The sequence below is a fragment of the Bradyrhizobium sp. LB11.1 genome (genome assembly GCF_040549385.1).
GTDB lineage: Bacteria > Pseudomonadota > Alphaproteobacteria > Rhizobiales > Xanthobacteraceae > Bradyrhizobium.
This window is the reverse complement of record NZ_JBEPTH010000006.1, coordinates 266,140-284,287: the sequence shown is the minus strand read 5'-3', so window position 1 is coordinate 284,287 and position 18,148 is coordinate 266,140. Positions and strand designations below refer to the sequence as shown.

18 protein-coding genes and 2 pseudogenes are annotated in these 18,148 nt (G+C 61.6%); 4 read left to right on the top strand and 16 right to left on the bottom strand.

Annotated features, from left to right (window positions below; genetic code table 11):
- Positions 1-50: 50 nt before the first annotated feature.
- Positions 51-302, bottom strand: coding sequence for a GCG_CRPN prefix-to-repeats domain-containing protein (locus tag ABIA96_RS18400; protein ID WP_354138446.1), 252 nt, complete (start codon positions 300-302; stop codon positions 51-53).
- Positions 303-327: 25 nt separating this feature from the next.
- Entirely contained in the window at positions 328-570 is a 243-nt protein-coding gene (locus ABIA96_RS18395; RefSeq protein WP_354138445.1) for a hypothetical protein, read from the bottom strand.
- A 295-nt stretch (positions 571-865) separates the two neighbouring features.
- Between ABIA96_RS18395 and ABIA96_RS18390 the strand changes: the two genes are divergently transcribed.
- Complete coding sequence (locus ABIA96_RS18390) at positions 866-1,825, top strand: AraC family transcriptional regulator (protein ID WP_354138444.1); 960 nt, start codon at positions 866-868, stop codon at positions 1,823-1,825.
- A 9-nt stretch (positions 1,826-1,834) separates the two neighbouring features.
- Here ABIA96_RS18390 and ABIA96_RS18385 read toward each other — a convergent pair whose 3' ends face one another.
- Positions 1,835-2,068: a hypothetical protein gene (locus ABIA96_RS18385; protein WP_354138443.1), complete on the bottom strand. Its 234-nt coding sequence runs from the start codon at positions 2,066-2,068 to the stop codon at positions 1,835-1,837.
- 102 nt (positions 2,069-2,170) lie between these two features.
- Here ABIA96_RS18385 and ABIA96_RS18380 point away from each other — a divergent pair, with 102 nt between their 5' ends.
- The gene (locus ABIA96_RS18380; RefSeq protein ID WP_354138442.1) at positions 2,171-2,632 is read left to right on the top strand and encodes a DUF6314 family protein; all 462 of its coding nucleotides are present in this window, start codon (positions 2,171-2,173) and stop codon (positions 2,630-2,632) included.
- A 64-nt stretch (positions 2,633-2,696) separates the two neighbouring features.
- Here the strand turns inward: ABIA96_RS18380 and ABIA96_RS18375 are convergent, their stop codons facing one another.
- From ABIA96_RS18375 to ABIA96_RS18325, 11 genes and pseudogenes are all read right to left on the bottom strand, one after another.
- Complete coding sequence (locus tag ABIA96_RS18375) at positions 2,697-4,307, bottom strand: FGGY-family carbohydrate kinase (RefSeq protein WP_354138441.1); 1,611 nt, start codon at positions 4,305-4,307, stop codon at positions 2,697-2,699.
- A gap of 10 nt (positions 4,308-4,317) precedes the next feature.
- Positions 4,318-5,046 carry an SDR family oxidoreductase gene (locus ABIA96_RS18370; protein ID WP_354138620.1) on the bottom strand — a complete coding sequence of 243 codons (729 nt, stop codon included), beginning with the start codon at positions 5,044-5,046 and terminating at the stop codon, positions 4,318-4,320.
- A 25-nt stretch (positions 5,047-5,071) separates the two neighbouring features.
- Positions 5,072-6,328, bottom strand: a complete 1,257-nt coding sequence (locus ABIA96_RS18365) for a sugar ABC transporter permease (RefSeq protein WP_354138440.1) — start codon at positions 6,326-6,328, stop codon at positions 5,072-5,074.
- Positions 6,325-7,149, bottom strand: coding sequence for an ATP-binding cassette domain-containing protein (locus ABIA96_RS18360; RefSeq protein WP_354138439.1), 825 nt, complete (start codon positions 7,147-7,149; stop codon positions 6,325-6,327). The genes ABIA96_RS18365 and ABIA96_RS18360 overlap by 4 nt, the downstream gene beginning before the upstream one ends.
- A gap of 62 nt (positions 7,150-7,211) precedes the next feature.
- Positions 7,212-8,285: an ABC transporter substrate-binding protein gene (locus ABIA96_RS18355; RefSeq protein WP_354138438.1), complete on the bottom strand. Its 1,074-nt coding sequence runs from the start codon at positions 8,283-8,285 to the stop codon at positions 7,212-7,214.
- A 216-nt stretch (positions 8,286-8,501) separates the two neighbouring features.
- A complete protein-coding gene (locus ABIA96_RS18350; protein ID WP_354138437.1) occupies positions 8,502-9,386 on the bottom strand; it encodes a helix-turn-helix domain-containing protein in 885 nt (294 codons plus the stop codon).
- Between the two features lie 1,241 nt (positions 9,387-10,627).
- Positions 10,628-11,274, bottom strand: a pseudogene (locus tag ABIA96_RS18345) (amidohydrolase family protein).
- The gene (locus ABIA96_RS18340; RefSeq protein WP_354138436.1) at positions 11,243-11,824 is read right to left on the bottom strand and encodes an amidohydrolase family protein; all 582 of its coding nucleotides are present in this window, start codon (positions 11,822-11,824) and stop codon (positions 11,243-11,245) included. The pseudogene ABIA96_RS18345 and the gene ABIA96_RS18340 overlap by 32 nt, the downstream one beginning before the upstream one ends.
- Positions 11,825-11,899: 75 nt before the next feature.
- A complete protein-coding gene (locus ABIA96_RS18335; protein WP_354138435.1) occupies positions 11,900-12,553 on the bottom strand; it encodes a PaaI family thioesterase in 654 nt (217 codons plus the stop codon).
- 60 nt (positions 12,554-12,613) lie between these two features.
- Positions 12,614-13,423: a crotonase/enoyl-CoA hydratase family protein gene (locus ABIA96_RS18330; protein ID WP_354138434.1), complete on the bottom strand. Its 810-nt coding sequence runs from the start codon at positions 13,421-13,423 to the stop codon at positions 12,614-12,616.
- Between the two features lie 52 nt (positions 13,424-13,475).
- Positions 13,476-14,444 (bottom strand): NAD-dependent epimerase/dehydratase family protein, encoded by a 969-nt coding sequence (locus ABIA96_RS18325; RefSeq protein ID WP_354138433.1) that lies wholly within the window; start codon positions 14,442-14,444, stop codon positions 13,476-13,478.
- A gap of 72 nt (positions 14,445-14,516) precedes the next feature.
- Between ABIA96_RS18325 and ABIA96_RS18320 the strand changes: the two genes are divergently transcribed.
- Positions 14,517-15,155: a TetR/AcrR family transcriptional regulator gene (locus ABIA96_RS18320; RefSeq protein ID WP_354138432.1), complete on the top strand. Its 639-nt coding sequence runs from the start codon at positions 14,517-14,519 to the stop codon at positions 15,153-15,155.
- 160 nt (positions 15,156-15,315) lie between these two features.
- Positions 15,316-15,644, top strand: a pseudogene (locus tag ABIA96_RS18315) (tyrosine-type recombinase/integrase); the annotation flags it as partial.
- Positions 15,645-16,070: 426 nt separating this feature from the next.
- On the opposite strand, the gene ABIA96_RS18310 reads toward ABIA96_RS18315, so the two are convergent.
- Both ABIA96_RS18310 and ABIA96_RS18305 read right to left on the bottom strand, forming a co-directional pair.
- Positions 16,071-17,282 carry a sensor histidine kinase gene (locus ABIA96_RS18310; RefSeq protein WP_354138619.1) on the bottom strand — a complete coding sequence of 404 codons (1,212 nt, stop codon included), beginning with the start codon at positions 17,280-17,282 and terminating at the stop codon, positions 16,071-16,073.
- A gap of 307 nt (positions 17,283-17,589) precedes the next feature.
- The gene (locus ABIA96_RS18305) at positions 17,590-18,114 is read right to left on the bottom strand and encodes a hypothetical protein (RefSeq protein ID WP_354138431.1); all 525 of its coding nucleotides are present in this window, start codon (positions 18,112-18,114) and stop codon (positions 17,590-17,592) included.
- Positions 18,115-18,148 lie beyond the last annotated feature (34 nt).

Sequence of the window (18,148 nt, the reverse complement as noted above, 5' to 3'; positions counted from 1 at the left end):
TCAGGCCCGGGCATTTCTCCTCTTTGCGACGCGGCCGTGCAGTCGGCCTTTTACCTGCCGTTGCCGCGGCAGGCGCCGCCGGGTCCGATATGGTAGCCGCGCGGGCAGGCATGCGCGGTCGGGTTGGCGAAGTTTCGCAGGCAACCGCCATAGGGGCCGCGGTGCCAGCCGGCGCCGCAGCCGCCGGCGACCGCGATGACATCGCCATTGCCTTGTGCGCCGAACGGCGCCAGCGGCATGGCTTGGGCCGAACTGACGATTGCGCCGAGCGCGAGCGTCGCGGCAAACACGGTTCGTATCATGCTGTGTTCTCCTGGATTGTGTTGCTCAGTGGGTGGCTGCGAAGGCGATGCCGGCGCGCACTTCGGTGATCGCCTGGTCGATCAGCCTCAGCGCCCGTTCGCGATGGCCGCCCTTGTTGGGCTCGGCCTTGACGAGTTCGGCGCGGGCCGATTGCAGGATCGCCACCGCCTCGTCCATGTGCGGTTGCGCGCCGAGCGCGTAGCCGATGCAGAGGCTGGTTGCGATGACGCCGCCGAGCACGAGGCTGCGGGGTAGAGAGGTTCGCATGTCGTTGTCTCCTCCAGCGGGCGTCAGGCTGGGGCCGCCCGGTTGCCCGGACGCGATTCGCATGTGGCGGGATGTCGCATCCGTCGCCTGAATAGGATGGGGGTATGCGGGCCGTCTTGGACTGTCCGGCGCCGGCGGCGCGCCGGCTTGGACTGACCGGCGCAACTTGAATCAGGTGGCCGTACTGGTAGCCTGTGACCGCTAGCCTTCAGCGCGGGTTCGCTCCCGGCTTGCAAGGCTCAATTGTTGTCTGCGCGATTCTCTCCGAAAAAGCCTTTCCCGGAAGCCCTTGTCGATGTCCGTCATCAGGAAGTCGCTCTCGACCGAGATGCTGCCGCAGGATCTGTCCGACCGGCAGCGCTTCATCCGTTTCGCCGAGCTGTTCGAGCATTTTTCCAACACCGGCGAGCTCGACCCGGCCTCCGACGTGCCGTTTCGCGCCACGATGAACTCGATCCATATCGGCACCACCATGCTCGGCCGCTGCGACGGCAGCTTCGTCACGGTGCGGCGGGAAAAGCGCCAGGTGATCGAGACCGGAGACGACCGCTTTTGTCTCGCGCGAAACACCGGCGATCGTTCTTCGCAGGTGGTCCATCGCGGCCGCGAATTCACCATGCGGCCGGGATCGATGGTGCTGCTCAAGCTCGACGAGCCGTTCTTCGCCGCCGACGGCGCGAGCCAGAAACGTTTCATCAACGTGCATCTGCCGGTCGATTCACTGCGCGCAATGGTCGTGGACGTGGACGACCTCGTCGGTTGCGAGCTCGAGCCCGGTGGCGCGCTGTCGCTGGTGATGGACTACAGCGATCTGCTGCTTCGTCATCCCGCGGCCGCCGACGAAGCCGGCATGGCGATCGCATCCCATTTGCTCGATCTCGCCGCGATCGGCCTGGGGGCCCGCAGCGACATCGCGGTTGCGGCACGGCGCCGGGGCTTGCGCGCGGTGCGGCTCAAGGCCGTGCTGTCGATCCTCGAGGCGCGCTTTCATGAGCCGGATTTTTCCGCGCAGAAACTCGCCGTTGCGGCCGGTCTCTCCGAGCGCTACGTCAACGAGCTGGTGTTCGAGGCCGGTGCCGGCTTCACCATCCGCCTGACCGAACTGCGCCTGCGCAAGGCGGCCGAGTTGCTCGCCCATCGCGAAGGCCGCATCAGCGACATCGCCTTCGCCTGCGGCTTCAACGATCTCTCCTATTTCAACCGCTGCTTTCGCCGCAGGTTCGGCCTGACGCCCACTGCGGCACGGGGCAAGTGAGGCGAGCGCCTAAACCGCCTCCACCTTCGGCGGCGGATATCGCCGCGCCAGCATCGACAGTGGCAGGCGCCGCTCGTCGACCGGCAGCTCCAGCCAGGCCAGCACCAGCGGCCGCTTCCAGTCGCCGACGCCGAACTCCATGTCCACCCATTTCTGCGGTTCGGGTCCGTCGAGGCCGCGAACCCAGACGAAATAGCGGGGGAGATCGTCGGCGTCGATGTCTGTCGTGGGTCTCCTGGCCATTACTTGCTCGCACCATCGACACGCTTTGTGTTCAGGATATAGGTACTGACCCGGCGAAGTCGAACGCGCGTTCTCGACCGGGCATCGTTTGGTCGAGAGAATATGAACGAAACTATCATCGAAGATTGGGGCGACGCTTCCGAGGTGATGACCCGGCTGGCCGGCTCCTGGTCGTTCGAACGGGTCATCGAAGCTCAGGGACGCATGCAAGGGATTGGGATATTCTCGTCGTTGGACGTGGAGCGCCTGGCCTATCGCGAGCAGGGACGCCTGAAGCTCCAAAACGGGACCGAGCTTCAGGCAGAGCGTGAGTACGTCTTCCGCAAGCGCGACCGGGGATTCGACGTCTTCTTCAAGGAGACTCCGCTGCGGCTGTTTCACGCCATCTCACTCTCCGCATCGGATGATGGAGCCTTGAACGGAAGCGCCGATCATCTGTGCAATCTCGACCATTATCAGTCGAGCTACACCTTCCTGGCCGACGGCCGCTTCGTCATTCGTCACGTGGTGTCGGGTCCGCGCAAGGGCTACATGATGACCACGACCTACACGCGGGTCGCATGACGCGGGCAGCTTCTTCGCGACGCGGGGGTATCGCCGCCTTGAGACGCGACTCGGCCGCAGCCAGCTAACGGCTTGTTCTGATGGCTCGGCCAACGTTCTGCAGGGCCTCAAAGGCGCCTGACCGGCTTTCATTCCAGTCTGCCAAAGTCGCCTGGGGTAGATGGATTTCGCCCAGGGCCGACATCGCCTCCATCGCCTGGCTGACACTGGTGTGATCGCCCGAAGCGACCGATCCGAGCATCGCGGAGCCGAGAAGCACGGGCTCCGCGGATGCCGAAGCGGCGACCGTCAAACCCGTGGTATCGGCAAGCACCTGCCGAACGAGCCGGGCCTGTGCAGCTCCGCCGCTGACTACGATCGTATCGACTTTGATGCCCCTGTCTTGCTGGGCACGCACGATCTGCCGGGCGCCGTAGCCGAGCCCGCACAGCCCGGCAAGATAGAGGGCCACCAGGCTCTCCAATCCCGTGCCCATGTCCAGCCCGGCGACCAGCGCGCGCGCGTCGGGATCGGCGAACGGCGCGCGATTGCCGAGGAATTCGGGTACGACATGGATATCGCCGACCAACTCCGGAATCAATTCCGCGCCGCCCCGCGCTTCCGCTTGGGAGGCAAGCCAGGCGGCGAGGGTCTGATCATTTTGACGTGCCGCATGCGTCGCGTGTGCGGAATATGGATGCATCTGCACGAGATGATCAATCGCAGCGCCGGCAGCTGACTGCCCGCCTTCGTTGAGCCAGAGCCCCGGCACCATGGCGGAGAAATACGGTCCCCAAACGCCGGGAACGAAAGCCGGGTCCGACGTGGTTGACATGGTGCAGGCCGAAGTTCCGAACACATAGGCCATGCGACTGAGCATGGTGCCCGCCGTGCCGCGCGCGCCCACCGTGCCGACACCGCCCGCGTGCGCGTCAATAAGACCTGCGGCGACGGGCGTTCCCGCCTTAAGGCCCATGTCAGCCGCTGCCTTCGCGGTCAGGCCGGCAGCCAGCCGCGTGCCGGCGGGAACGATTTCGGTGCCGATCCGGCGAAACTGCTCGTCCGCAAGTGTACCGAGGCCGACCGAACGGAAGAAGCCGGCATCCCAGCGCCCTTCGTGCGCCAGATAGGTCCATTTGCAGGTGACGGTGCAGATCGAACGGGCAAGGCTCTCCGTCGAACGCCAGGTGAGAAAATCAGTCAGGTCCATGAACTGCCAGGCATCCGCGAAGGTGCGGGGCATGTTCTGCGCGAGCCACAAAAGTTTTGGCGTCTCCATCTCGGGTGAGATCGCTCCCCCGACATACTCGAGAACTTTCTCGCCCGTGCGGTTAATCCGGCGGGCCTGATCGGCGGCGCGGTGATCCATCCACACGATGATGTTGCGGGCAGGATCGCCGGACGGGCCAACCGGCAGCGGCGCACCGCCGCTGCCCAGCACGACCAATGAGCAGGTCGCGTCGAAGCCAATGCCGGCAATGGTCTCCGCGGCGACGCCGGCCTTGCCGAGCGCGCCACGCACGCTACGGCATACAGCACGCCAAATGTCCTCGCTCGACTGTTCGGCGATGTCGCCCGCTTCCCGCCACAGTCCGATATCGGCTTTGTCCGTGGCGATTAGTCCTCCACTGCAGTCGAAGATTCCGGCCCTTGCACTGCCCGTGCCGACATCGATGCCAAGAAAATGGCGGGTCATCGCGGAGTTCCTACAGATCGTTGCTCTGCGGTAGGATGACGAGGTCGCGGATGGTCACGTTTCTCGGACGGGTCAACATGAAGAGCACCGCCTGCGCCACGTCCGCCGGCTGGATCAGGCCGCCCGCCGCCATCTCTGCCTCGAGTTTTTCTTTCGGCCAGTCGCTGATGAGCGCGGTCACGACGGGGCCGGGCGCCACGGCGCCGACGCGCAAACCATATTTGGCGACCTGCCGGCGCACAGTGTGCACGAAAGCCTGCACGGCGTGTTTGGAGGCGGTGTAGATCGGCTCCCAGACCACGGGGACGAGACCGGCGATCGAACTCGTGACGATGATGTCGCCGCTCTTGCGCTCGACCATATGCGGCAGAACCGCGTGGATGGACCGAAAGAGCGCGTTGACGTTGAGGTTGAGCACGCGATCCCAGGCGTCCGGGTCGCCGCCGAGGACTTCACCGCCAACATAGGCGCCGGCATTCGCATGGAAGATGTCCAGCGCGCCTGCCTTTTCCAGCAGCTGCGGCATCATGCCTGCCATGCTCGCCGGATCGGTCAAGTCGATGCACAGCGGGATCGCGCAATCGCCCAGTTCGGAGCAGGCATTGCTCAGCGCATCCGCCGCCCGGTCGACCAGCACGACCCGCGCGCCTGCTGCGATGAGGGTTCGGGCGCATTCGAGGCCGATGCCCGACGCGGCGCCGGTAATCGCGGCGACTTTTCCTGCAAGTTCCTGGCCCACGGTCTGTCCTCTTATGAAGAGTTGATCAAGCTCGGCCATGGGACATGCGCGAGCGCCGTGCCAGCGAGTCGACGATGACCGCAATGGCAAGTACCGCGCCTGTGATCATGTACCGAAGCGACGAAGAGAGATCCAGCAACGTGAGGCCGCTGGCGATCGACTGGATCACGACGATGCCGAGCAGGGCAGAATAGGCGCTCCCACGGCCACCAAACAGGCTGGTGCCGCCGATGACCGCCGCGGCGATCGCGTTGAGGTTCACGTCTCCAGTGCCGGCCTGCTGGCTTGAAGATGCCAGCCGCGCGGCGGCAAGGATACCGCCGGCGGCTGCCAGCGTGGAGCACAGCATGAAGGCGGTCGCATAGATCCGGTGAACCTTGATGCCGGCACGGCGGGCGGCCTCGCGATTACCTCCGACCGCGCTCATCGAACGGCCCCATTTGGTGCGCGTCAACGCGTAGTTCATGACCACGCACAAGCCGACGAACAGACCGAACATCCATGGAACGCCGCGCCCGAGAGTGAGATAGTAGACGATGAATTCGAGCGCGATGGTGACCAGCACTGCCTTCAGCAGCATGCGGCCAAGCGAACTTGCCGATAACCCCGCCGCTTGCCGGCGCGCGGCCGTGCGATAGCCGGTCACGAACACGACGAGGCCGGCAAGCGCGGCCAGCAGATAGGATACGATCGGCGGCATCACGAGCATCTGCCCGAAATTGACCAGCGGCGATCCGTAAGGGAGATTGATCGAGCCGGACGAACCGAGCAGGTAGAGTTGCAGCCCCAGCCATGCCAGCAGACCGGCCAGCGTCGAGACGAAGCTCGGCATGCCTAGCCGGTTGAACAAAAATGCGTAGAGCGCGCCGATGGAGGCGCCCAGCACCAGCGCAGTAACGATCGCCACCGCGAGCGGCCAATCCTGATTGACCCAAAGCACGCCTACAAGCGCGGAGGAGAAACCGCTCACCGAACCGACCGAAAGGTCGATCTCTCCGACCATCAGGATACAAACGATGCCCAGCGAAATGACGCCCACAGTCGAGCAATCGAACAGCAGATTGACCAGATTATCCGGCGCCAGGAAGACCGGGTTGAGGCTCTGGAACGCCGTGCAGATCACGACCAGTCCGACAACCACCGGCAGCGAGCCGAGGTCGCCCGATCGGACACGGCCCACAAACGCACTGATCGTGGTGGCGATCGTGTCCGCATGCTTGAAGCGCTCGTCGCTGCGGTCCAGGAGCCGCGTGGTCGAACCCCGTCGCGCGTTGTCGGTCATGACGGCACCTCCGGCGATTGGAGAGCGCGGCGTCGAACGGCGCGGCGGGAGACCGAATTCTCGTCGGCACCCGTAATGGCAGTGACGAGGTCCTGGTTGGACGCATCGGGTCCGAATTCGCCGTTGTTGCGGCCGAGACGTAGTACCACGATCCGGTCGGCGACTGCGCGCACATCCTCCATATTGTGGCTTATCATGATGACGCCGAGGCCGCGGCCGCGCACACGCTCGATGAGGTCGAGCACCTCTGCGGTCTGGGCGACGCCGAGCGCGGCGGTCGGCTCATCGAGCAGGACGAGCCTCGGCTCGGTGAGCAGCGAGCGCGCAATTGCCACGGTCTGACGCTGTCCGCCCGACAGGGAGGCAACGGGTTCACGCACGTTCGGGATGCGCGCCGACAGTTCGTTCAGCAACGTCCAGGCGCGGACCTCCATCGAAACCTCGTCGAGCCGGGTTGGATTGAGTTCGCGTCCGAGGAAGATATTGGCGACCACATCGAGATTCTCACAGAGCGCCAGGTCCTGGAAGACGGTGGCGATGCCGAGGCCGAGCGCGGTCGACGGATCGGAGAGCACGACATGTTCGCCGCCGAAGGCAATCGTGCCGGAGGTGGGCTGGTGCACGCCGGCAAGGATCTTTACCAGCGTGGACTTTCCGGCGCCGTTGTCGCCAACGAGCGCGACCACTTCGCCGGCATGCACGTCGAGATCGACGTCGGTGAGGGCGGATACGGCACCGAAATTCTTGGAGATGCCGCGAAGGGTCAGAACCAGCTCGCGCGGGTCGTCCAGCGGGTGATCGACTTGCGGGATGGTGGCCATTTCCTCGTCCGGCTCTCTGCGTTGGTCTCGGCCGCCGGAGCGACCGAGACCTTGTTTCCTGGCTATTGTGTAATGCCGAGTTTCTTGCAGCCGGCGGCATATCTGCCCGCGCAGAGCTGATCGGCGGTCTGGATCTTCTTGTCGATGATCTCCGCCTTCAGGTTCTGCTGGGTCACGACGGCCGGCACGAACAGCTTCGATGGCGTATTGAACAGCGTGGCTTCCGCTTTTGGCGTCCCGCCCGAGAGGAATTCCACCGCCGCCTGGGCAGCAGCGCCCGCAACGATCTCGCTGGGCTTGGAGATCGTGTTGTACTGATCGCCGGCGATGATGAGCTGGAGTGCGGCAATCGTCGCGTCGTTGCCCGTGACCGGCGGCAACGGATCGACACCCGCCGCCTTGAGGGCGGCAATCGCACCGCCACCCGTGCCGTCGTTCGCTGCCACCACGCCGAGGATCTTCTTGCCGAAGCGGGTAACCTGGCCACTTGCCCACTGCTGCGCCTTGGGCGGCGCCCAGTCCGGCGTGTCGTATTCGGCGAGAATTGGATAGCCGCTTTTGTCGAGGCCCGCGTGAATGCCCTTCTTGATGAGGCCCGCAGCGGCGTCCGTGGGCGATCCGTTGATCTCGAGCACCCCTTCGCCATCCTTCGCCATGACTTTGGCGTCCTTCAGATGTTTGACCAACGATTCTGAGATCGCCTTGCCGATTCCTTCATTGTCGAACGAGACGTAGAAATCCGCCTTTGCATCAGGGATCGGGCGATCATAGGCGATGACCTTGATACCCTGGGACTGTGCCATCTTCACCAGTGAGGCGGCGGCGGTCGAGTCCACCGGATCGAGCACAATCACCTTGGCTCCTTGCGAGATCACCGAGTTGAACTGTTGCTGCTGTCGCGCGGCATCCGCGCTGGCGTTCTGATAGATGACCTTGCAGCTGTCGCAGAGCTTCTTCATCTCGGCGGCAAAGCCTGGATAGTCGTGCTGTTCGTAGCGGGTGGAGGCTTGGTCGGGCATCAGGAAGGCAACCGTTGCGTCCTTCACCTGCGCGGCCTGCGTGACCATGGCCGTCGTGCCGAGCAGCGACAGCGCCAGAGCGACTGTTCCTGTATATCTGAGCAAGAGCTTTGTCATTCGGACTTCCTTTTCCGGATATCGGTGTTAGGGTGCGGTTGTTGATTGCCTGGAGACAAACCTTCCCTGTTTCCGGCGCCGGGAGGCGGCTGCGATCAGCGCCGATATCCTCCGAGCCGCGCGAAATTGCATGGACAAGCAATCCCCATCGCGGGCCGCCATCGGCGTGCCCGCGTCCTTCGTCCCTCGATGGTCCTCCTCCCTTGCTCCTCCCGGTTAGGCGGCGCGTGCCGCATTGATGTTGCCCGCCAACAATCGTCTGAAGCGCGAGGGCGGCATGCCCTTCTCAGTCAGAAACTGGCGGTTGAAATTGGAGAGGTTGTTGAAGCCGACCTCGAAGCAGATGTCGGTAATGGATGCCTGCTCGTCACTCATCAGTATCTGGCAGGCGAGGTTGATGCGAAGCCGCTTGACGTATTGCACCAGTGACATGCCCGTGTGCCGGCGGAACGAGCGCGAAAACGCGCTTTGCGACTGGCCCGCGATCGCCGCGAGGTCGGCTTCGCCGAAGGGCTGAGTCAGGCTGTCGCGAATGAACGCAAGTGCCCTGTTCATGCCCGCCGTCATGTAACCGGACGGGTCGGGCAGATAGTTCGGGCTGGAGAGCGGACGCGCATTTCGGGCCCGGCAGAGTGTCCCCAGGATCATCATGAACAGCTCGATCCGGCGCACGCCGTTCGCCGTCACGATCTCCTCCATGAGTGGGGCGAGCTCGGTGCTGGTGCTGCGGGTGAAAAGCGCGCCGCGTCGGGAGAATTCCAGCGGCGCGGCAAGGCCGGAAAGCTCGGGCATGACCTTCATCAGGCCGCCTATGAATTCCTCGCTGAACTGCAGGATGCGTCCGCGCAGCGGGATAGTGACCTCCGCCGGCAAATCGCTCACCCAATTGTGCGGCAGGTTGGGGCCGGTGAGCACAAGATTACCCGGCTCGAACTCGCCGATGAAGTCGCCGACAAAATAGCGACCGCTCGTCGCCACAACCTGATGGAGCTCGTATTCGGGATGAAAATGCCAGCGGACCGTGTGGAACGGGTAGCCGTGTGCCCACGCCTTGAAGGACTCACCGCGCCGTATCTGGACGACTTCCAGGTCCGGTTCCATGTCCGCTTCCTCCTCGGCCGGCGCGGTTCGCGATCGACCGCCCTCGTACCCGACGGCTGAATTTTGCTCAGCTCTCACTATTGCGGAAATCGTACCGGCTCGTCCCGGCGCATGCCACCACGATTCAGGTGTGCAACTGATACTTTTTTGTCCTTCACCGGGCTAACGGCGCGACACGCGTCGTTGCCCGCGCGATCCGTCAATCGCCGGCAAAGAGGCACTGCCTGGCTCCCGACCCGGCGGCCGACTCTCACGGGTTGCCGAGAGCTTCGCGATCTGATTCTGAAAGCTGTTTGAAATGTCCGTCTTCGCCAAGAGGCTTCGCCGGACACGCTTCACCCGTTCGGGCCTCGCATGGCCGCGCCACGCGAAAGCCCGAACGGGCGAAGCGTGGTGCCCCTGGCCGGTAGTCGCCTATTGGCGTAACCATTTGAAATCCGGGCCATTTTATCCGTCAATTGCTGCCGATACCAGCAGAAGTACCAGCAAGGTGACGCGCGGTATCAGCTCGCAAAATAAAGCAGCAGGCGCCTCGGCAGAACGCGGCTCAAGCCTTCTGGCCTCGACAATCGTTCCAACCGGAATCGAAGTGGCTCAGGCTCGATGTTTGGAGGAGGCAGGCGAGGGCGTCCCCAGCAACTCTCAGTCTTCGAAGTGGGATGATTAAAAATCGTGGGTTTGACTCCCACTCTCTCCGCCATTCGCGCGATTTTCTACGCCAGGCTACGATAATCTTCCATCGTGTTCGCTGGCAGAACTCGAACACGCGGCAAATCCATTCCTGTTGCCTACCAGCTGGCGGTCCCGGATACGATCAGCATGGTAATGGACGTCCGCCGACCGGCAGTTTACCTGCGCCATTTCAGTTTTTCAGAAAGACGGTGAGTGACTTGCCCGATCGTCTCGGGATTCAGGAAACCTCGCGCGTCTACCTTTGCAACAATGTCTATGACGTCCTGCCCGGAGTGCCGGCATCATTGGGTTCTCCTCAGCGTCGGAGGAACACCCATCTCGAGGTGTTGGCGGGCTCCGGATATCCGATGTGACTCCCCACGTCCTACGTCACAGCTTCGCGAGCATCGCCAACGATCTCGGTTTTACCGAGGTGACCATCGCCGCTCTGGTATAGTGGCACGAGGGTCGATGTCGGCCTCAGACGTCGACGATATTCCGAGAACTCAAAGAAGTGGAGGGCTGATTCCTACTGATCACCTTGCAAATCGAATGAATGCAAAGCTCGCTCAATTCACGATCTGTCCGTCAATCGCAACCAGTACTCCATTTTTATAAACAGATCGCTGCGGGGATACGCTCACAACGGCTTCTGGGACGTGTTTGGCCTTTAAGGTAACGAAATCTGCTTTTGCACCAGGATGAAGCCCATAGTCCTGCAATCGCAAAGCTTTAGCACTTGCATAAGTCACAACATCGAATGCCATCGACAGTTCTTCGTCGGTATTAAAGCCCGATCGATATCCGATCATATTCGCCCTGCCGAGCATGTCGCCATCGCCGTACGGCCACCATGAGTCGCGAATATTGTCATTTCCGCTAAAGACGACAACGCCGGCATCGCGAAGCAGAGCGACCGGAGGAAACGGGCGAAAACCGGGAGCGTTGTCATGATCGCCACTCCGCTCTCGGCGAGGATCGCGGCAGTCCGCTTGACGGTATCAGTAGGCACATCGCCAACGCATAAGCATGGCTGACCGCGACGTGGCCTTCCATGCCCAATGCGCGTTCTCGCGGCAATCTGTTCGATCTCAAAAATCCCAAGCGTTCCCGGATCGTGCAGATGAATGTCCATATCCACACCGCGTTTCTCCGCGACGCCAAACACGACATCGAGATGTTTTTCAACGTCGCGATCCCAAGTGGCCGGGTCTATGCCGCCGACGAGATCTGCGCCGGCCCCGATCGCCGCATCGAGCAGTTCCGGAGTACCGGGGTCTTAAGAATCCCGTTTTGCGGAAAGGCGACGAGCTGAATATCGATCTTGTCTTTATAAGCTTCTCGCACGCCCAGAATGGTTCAAGGTGTCTTAGGCCGACAGTACCATCCACCATGACGTGACTGCGCATTTGCGTGCTGCCGCGCGAAAGGCAAAGCTCAAGCTGATTGCGCGCACGGACTTCAAGCGGTGCAGCCTCGGCAAGGTTTTGCGCCTGAAAAGCAACGCGCTCGTGAACATCGAAGCCGCTGGTGCAAGGCTTGTGCGGCCGCCACTCGTCGCCGTAAAAGCTCGTATCCAGGTGAATATGTGCTTCAACAAAACCGGGTACGACGCGCGCTCCGGCGACATCGATAATTGTGGCGCCATAAACGCGCGCGGCTCCGGCGACCGAGAGGGATATAATGCGCCCCTTCGAAACGGCGATATCGTAGAGATGACCATCGGCCAGCTTGGCTCCGGTGAATAGCGCGTCGTCTGAAGTCAAGTCCAACCCTCCCTGACCGTTTTGGCATGATCCGCAGCCGTCGCTATTCAGGACGGCTGCGGGTCCTCGTGGGTATCACGTTTTCGGCAGGGTCCCCTGGACGCCCTCAATCAGCCAGGTCATGCCTTTGACGTCACCATCGGCCATCGCGCCACCGGCAGCAACTTTTTGATTGCCGGCCTGATCCTTGATTGGACCTGTGAATGGTTTGAGCGTTCCGGCGATGATCGCTGCCTCGGCAGCTTTCATTTCCGCGACCACGGACGCCGGCAATTCCGGATTGTTCGTCGTCATCTTGACGAAGCCGCCTGGGCCCAAGCCGCGCCATTGGCCTTCCGGTCTCCATGTCCCGTCCATGACCGCCGCAACGAGCAATCTCCTACCCTCCTCGTCTGCGGCAAGGAGTTCCGCCTTGGCGAAGATCTGTTTTCGTCCCGCTCGAATCGTCGAACCTTTCGCGATAAAAGGCGGCCTACTGCCGGCCTCAGACAGTTCATCGAGAAATGCGTTGCCGTGACGCTGCCGGCCAGGCTGCCTGCAGCAAATCCACACGCAGTCTACGAGAGCCGCAATCATCCCGGCGTGAAGATGGCCGGCATATTGAGTGAGGCCGTCGTGCCATTTCATGACGATTTCGGCAACGCCATCGCTGGCCGCACGGACCTCGAACCCAGCCATTGTGTTCAACCTGGCCGACGCGTTCGCCGCAATGAGTTGTTCAAGGCTCATTCCAGATCTTGTCGGCATCATTTCGTCTCCGGTCGTTCGCATGCAACCTCGTTTAAGAAGTCAGGTCCGCGCATCGGCGAACGTCGGCGTACGATTTTCGAGAGTTGCCTTGACGGCTTCAACCTGATTAAGACTTCCGATCAGCGCGCGCTGTTCGGTAGTTTCGACGGTGAGGCCGGTCAACGCGTCGCATGTGACGGCCTGATTGAGCAGGCGTTTGGCCGCGCGGATCGCATCGGGGCTGATTGCCGCGATCTTGCGGGCCACGACCAGCGCCTCCGTGAGGGGATCCGCTACCAGTCGCGTGACGAACCCGTAGGCGAACGCTTCTTCGGCGGAGAAGATTCGCCCGGTGTAGGTCAACTCGCGGACGACGTCCTCACGCGCTAGATACCGCATGAGCTGAGTGCCGGCCATATCGGGTACCAGGCCCCACTTGCTCTCGATGATCCCGAGCCGCGTATCGGGCGCCACGTAGCGCACATCGGCTCCGAGCGCGAGCTGGAAACCACCACCGAAAGCAACGCCATGTACCGCGGCGATCACGGGTACCGGCAACTCGCGCCAGATCCAGACGATATGCTGGACGTAATTGGTGATGCCATGCGTGCGTTGTGTAAGGTCGGCAAACGGCAGGATGCTCTCGCCCCGCGTCATCGCCATCATCCGATCGACATCGAGCCCGGCGCAAAAGGCGCGACCTTCCCCTGACAGAACGACGGCGCGCACACTGGTGTCGTTCTTGAGCCGCGCGCCGGTTTCGGCGATGGCCTTGAACATCGCGGGGTCAAGCGCATTCATCTTGTCCGCGCGATTAAGCCTGACATCGGCAATGCCGTCCGTGATCGTCAAGCGAATGCGGTCTTCCATGACACGATCTCCTCTTCTCTTGGATGCAATAAGGGATCAGCGGGGCGGCAGCTCATGCGGCGCGCTGTTGCTCAACGGGCTGCCTCGCGATTTCGGAAAATCCATGGCGCCAGGATGAATGCGCGGGCGTCCAACCAAGCTCCTTTCTGGCTTTGGCATTCGAGCCCGCGCGTGCCTTCGTCATCATCACAACCAGATGCTCGCCGGCGATGATCCCTGCAATCCAGGCCGGCAGACGAAACGGCCGCCCGGCGCCGAGCAGGCTTGCAAGCGCGGGAAGCCACTCCCTGACCTGGGCAGGGTCGTCGTCCGTAATGTTGTAGATGCTGCCGGCGTTGCCGCGCTCGAGGGCCTTGACCGTCGCCGCAGCCGCGTCGTCGACATGCACGAACGACCACCATCCGCCACCGTCGCCGATCAGAGGCACCCGGCGATGGCGTAGTTGCTCCACCATGACGCGACTAAGCATTCCGGTGCCGGGTCCATAGAACGAGCCATAGCGCAGAACGATGCCTTCCGGATTCGAGGACCCGGTGACGGTTTGTTCCAGGTACTGCATCGCCTTCAGCGTTGCGCGAAATTCCGCCGGCGGATCCGAATCCAGCGCATCGGTTTCGATCTTGATGGGATCGCCGGTGCGCGCATAATTCCACCCGCAATAGCTTTGCGCGATGAAGCGTTTGACGCCGTTTTCTCTCGCGGCGGCCAGCAGGATGTCGGTTCCCCGAGTTCTCAATTGGTTGCTGCTTGCGAACGCGCGATCAAAGCGCCGGAGATCAGACGCGGCGGAGAGATCTGTCATTTCATGAATGATGGCATCGGGCTTGCTCGAACCGATCGCCGTTTGGATTGCTGCTGCATCGAGGCCATCGGCAATGACGGGCACAGCGCCCATGCGCTTGACGATCGCCGCATGCGCGGCGGTTCGGGTAAGCCCCACAACCGAATGGCCCGCCGCGATCAGGGCGGAAACGAGCGGACGACCCACGGCGCCGGTAGCGCCAGCAACGAAAATCTTCATGAGCGGGTTCCTTCAATTGCGCTACAATAACCTACCCTGCGGTAGGTTATTTTCAGGTAAGACAGGTTTGAGATGAAATCAAGGCCCAGAAGGCGGCTGACGCTGGATGAGCGGCGCATCAAGATTCTTGCCGCCGCGACGCGGATATTCTCCCGGAAAGGTTATGACGGGGCATCGATGAGCGGGATTGCGACCGCTGCTGGCGTTACAAAGCCGGTACTCTACGATCACTTCGCCTCGAAGGACGCCCTGTTCGAGACGTTGCTTCGCTCGATCCGGGACGACTTGCTGGCGAAAGGCAGTGCGATCGGAAGGTCCGCCGCCAGCGAGGAACTCAAATTTCGCGCCGCGATCGATGCGTTCTTTGCGTTTGTGGAAGACCAGCCGGAGGCGGCGATGATCCTGTTGATCGTGCCGCAAGGAAATCCGGTCACGTTGAAGCTGTCGCGGGCGATCCAGCAGGGCGCCACGGCTGCCATTTCCGGGCTCTTGCAATCCTATCTTCCGGCTGGCGGAACTTGGCAATACGAGGCCGCTGGTGAGTTCCTAAAGGAGGGACTGCACGCACTGGCCCAATGGTGGCTGAAAAATCCCGGGCCAGGCCGTGACGAAATTGTCGACCTCGTTATGAAGGCCTGTTGGTCTGGATTACAGAAGGGTAAGACTGTCCCTCTGCGGCCTCCTAGCGAAAGCAGAGGCGATTTTCAATGATCTAGAACAGAGCATCCATCACCAATCGCCGATCCTACGCTTGTAGTGGCGCCAAATGTCGGAGACGGTTCAGTCAACGATTGGATAGATCGGGTCAATCGCGGTTCGGGAGGCTGTGCTCAAATTGGCTGCAAATCATGATGGGGATCACGCGACATGGATATCCGATGTGACGCCGCACGTCCTACGTCACAGCTTCGCGAGCATCGCTAACGATCTCGGCTTTATCAAGGTGACCATCGCGGCTCTGGTCGGACACGCCAAGGGTTCGGTGACGAGCAAATACATCCATACGCTTGATACCGCGCTCATCATGGCTGCGGACACGATCTCGGGCTATATTCAAGGGCTCCTTGACGGCATTGAGTTCAAGCAAACCGCCTATGCGTTGGACCGCGACTCGCGAAAGCCGCGCTGGCTCGCTTCCTGAAAAGGGCTTTGGGCGGCGATTCAGAGGAGGGTGAAGAAGAGCGCCGCGTGGCAGCCTAGGTGCTGCGTCAAGCCCGGTCGTTCGACCTGAGCCACGAGTGCCCAAACGTTGACTGGAGAAGCGAAGACCAGTCAGCGTAGGTTGGTAGCGCTCCCCGCTAATCGTTCCTGCGATTTTCTGCGCGAGCCTACCATACCACCGCCTAAGATTTAGGTCTTCGCGCAATGAAGGATTGTGGGATGACCGCTTGTAGCGGCACGCGGACGTTCCATAACAGCCGAACAGCGAACGTCATGCCTGCACTCACGCGGTCACCTCCAATCTGCCAATCCCCGGAAACTTCAGGGCCGGCCAGCATGGGTGCAATACTGCGAATCCCAATCCCGAATATTATCCGCATTTCGAGCACGGTACGCTCGCTTGGATCATCCGGAGCAAACGGTTAGGTGGAAGGCAGAAGCCTGCCTGAATCGGCAGATCGCTCGTTATGAGGGAAAGGTGTCTAGCGGCACGTCGAGTTGAATTGTAGCGCCCTTCGGTCCGGTCGCGGACAAGGTGATACGCGCGTTCAACTGCCCGACCAGACTCTTGATCACCTTGAAGCCAAGGCTCGCGCGAGGCTGGTCGAGGTCGAAATCCTTCGGGAGTCCGATGCCTTGATCGGATACTTCGACATGAAGGTCTTGGCCGCGGTGCTCCCCGGTGACGCGGATCTCGCCCGAACCCGTAGGGTAAGCATGCTTGGCAGCGTTGGTCACAAGCTCATTGATAAGGAGTCCGAGCGGTATCGCCTTGTCGGCTGAGATCATCATATGGCCGAACTTGCAGCTTACGTTGTGGCTTGGCGAGGTCTCCTGCAGCTTGTGGCAGAGCTCGCCGGCGAAGTCGGCGATGTCAACAAAGCCGATTTGGTTGCTTCGCCACAGATGGTCATGCACCTCCGCTATCGTCGTGATGCGCGAAGCAGCGTCCTTGAGCGCGTTCTGAACATCCTTAGATTGCGTGTTGCGGCCCTGCACGCGCAACAGTCCGACGACGGACGCCAAGCTGTTCTTGACCCGATGGCTCATCTCGCGCGTCAGCATGGCCTGGTGTTCGAGGGCATCGCGAAGCTGGGCGTCCGCTTGTTGCCGCTCGATGGCAATGCCGAGCAATCCAGCGAATCCCGCAAGGAAGTCCGCATCGGCAAGGTCGAACTGGCCCGCGTCAGGACTATCGACTTCGAGTACGCCGAACGGTAGATGACCTTCGCCGCCTCGCGCGATTAGGACGTTAATAGCCCGTTTGACGCCATGGTCCGCCAATAATCTCGGGGTGCGGAACCGGGTCTCTTCCTGAAGGTGGTTCGAGATCACGATTTGCCCGGTATGGAACGCGTACCCCGCTGGCGATTCCAAATCGATCCCAAGAGAGACGTTGCCTATCATTTCCGGCGCCCACCCGACGCCTGCACGCACCAGCAGCCGCTTTTCATCCGGCATATATTCCAGGACCTTCGCAAACGGAGCATCGAGACCTTGCGCGCAAAGTTCTGTGGCTCGCTGGAGGATCTGTGAGATCTCGCGGGTCTGCAGGGCAGAACGACCGAATTCGCCGAGCAGGGACTGCTGCCGCAAACGGTACGGAAGCTCCTCTCTCGACCTCGCGGTCGATGCCGCTTGAGACGACACCGACTCCGTTCCCGGTGAGATGGGCATAATCTGCCAGTCCTTGTTGCCGATCTCGACCAAGGTCGAGGGCCTGGCACCCTAGCATGCCCCGGTTTGGCGGATACAGGAATCCGGCCGGAAGCTTTGCAAGCCGCCGCTCGGGGGGTCGTTAGGAAACAATCCGAAACAATCGTGGGAGAGCCGGAAACCCTAATCGAGAAGCATAATCGTCAAACGCCGGACACCTCCAGGAAGTTCGCGGCATGCCTTCGGGTTTGGTTCTTGCATTTCGGGCCCACGGTTATGGCCGAATAGATGAAGGCACGACAGCGACGGCTCGCTTTGCGCCGTTCGGTTAAGGTTTGCGGTCGGGTGCCACGAACGGATTGGTCTCTGCTCCCTCTCGGCTATTTTTCTCGAAACAAGCTTCGAGGCGCTCAAACGCTGCAGAACTACCATCCAGCGGGACATGCAGCGTAGCACCGTCTCCGCGGACATCAAGAACGTTAGCCGATCGAAGTTTTCCGTTAAACGGACGATCGGCAAGCGCGACCGTCACACCTCTCGTTTCAGCGAGGGCTTTGGCTTCAACGGACTGCGAACCCGCGACCAGGCGGACGGGGTAGGCTTTGCCCCGATCGAGCTTCCATTTCGGAGAATCTAGAAAAAGCAGAAGCCCGTCCTGAGTCCGCGTAAAGCTGATGCCGAGGCCGCCCGCTGAACGACCCATGACGCAGGAATCGAACTTGTCGGCCTTGTAACTCGTCGCAATTTCCCATGAGCCGACGGTCACGGTCTGGCTGTTTTGGGATTGAGCGACGGACGACGAAGTTGGACAGATGGAAACTACCAGAAGCGAAAGTGCCAATAGCGTTCGCATGGTTTACCCTCCATTTCAGGGATTCTTGATCTTC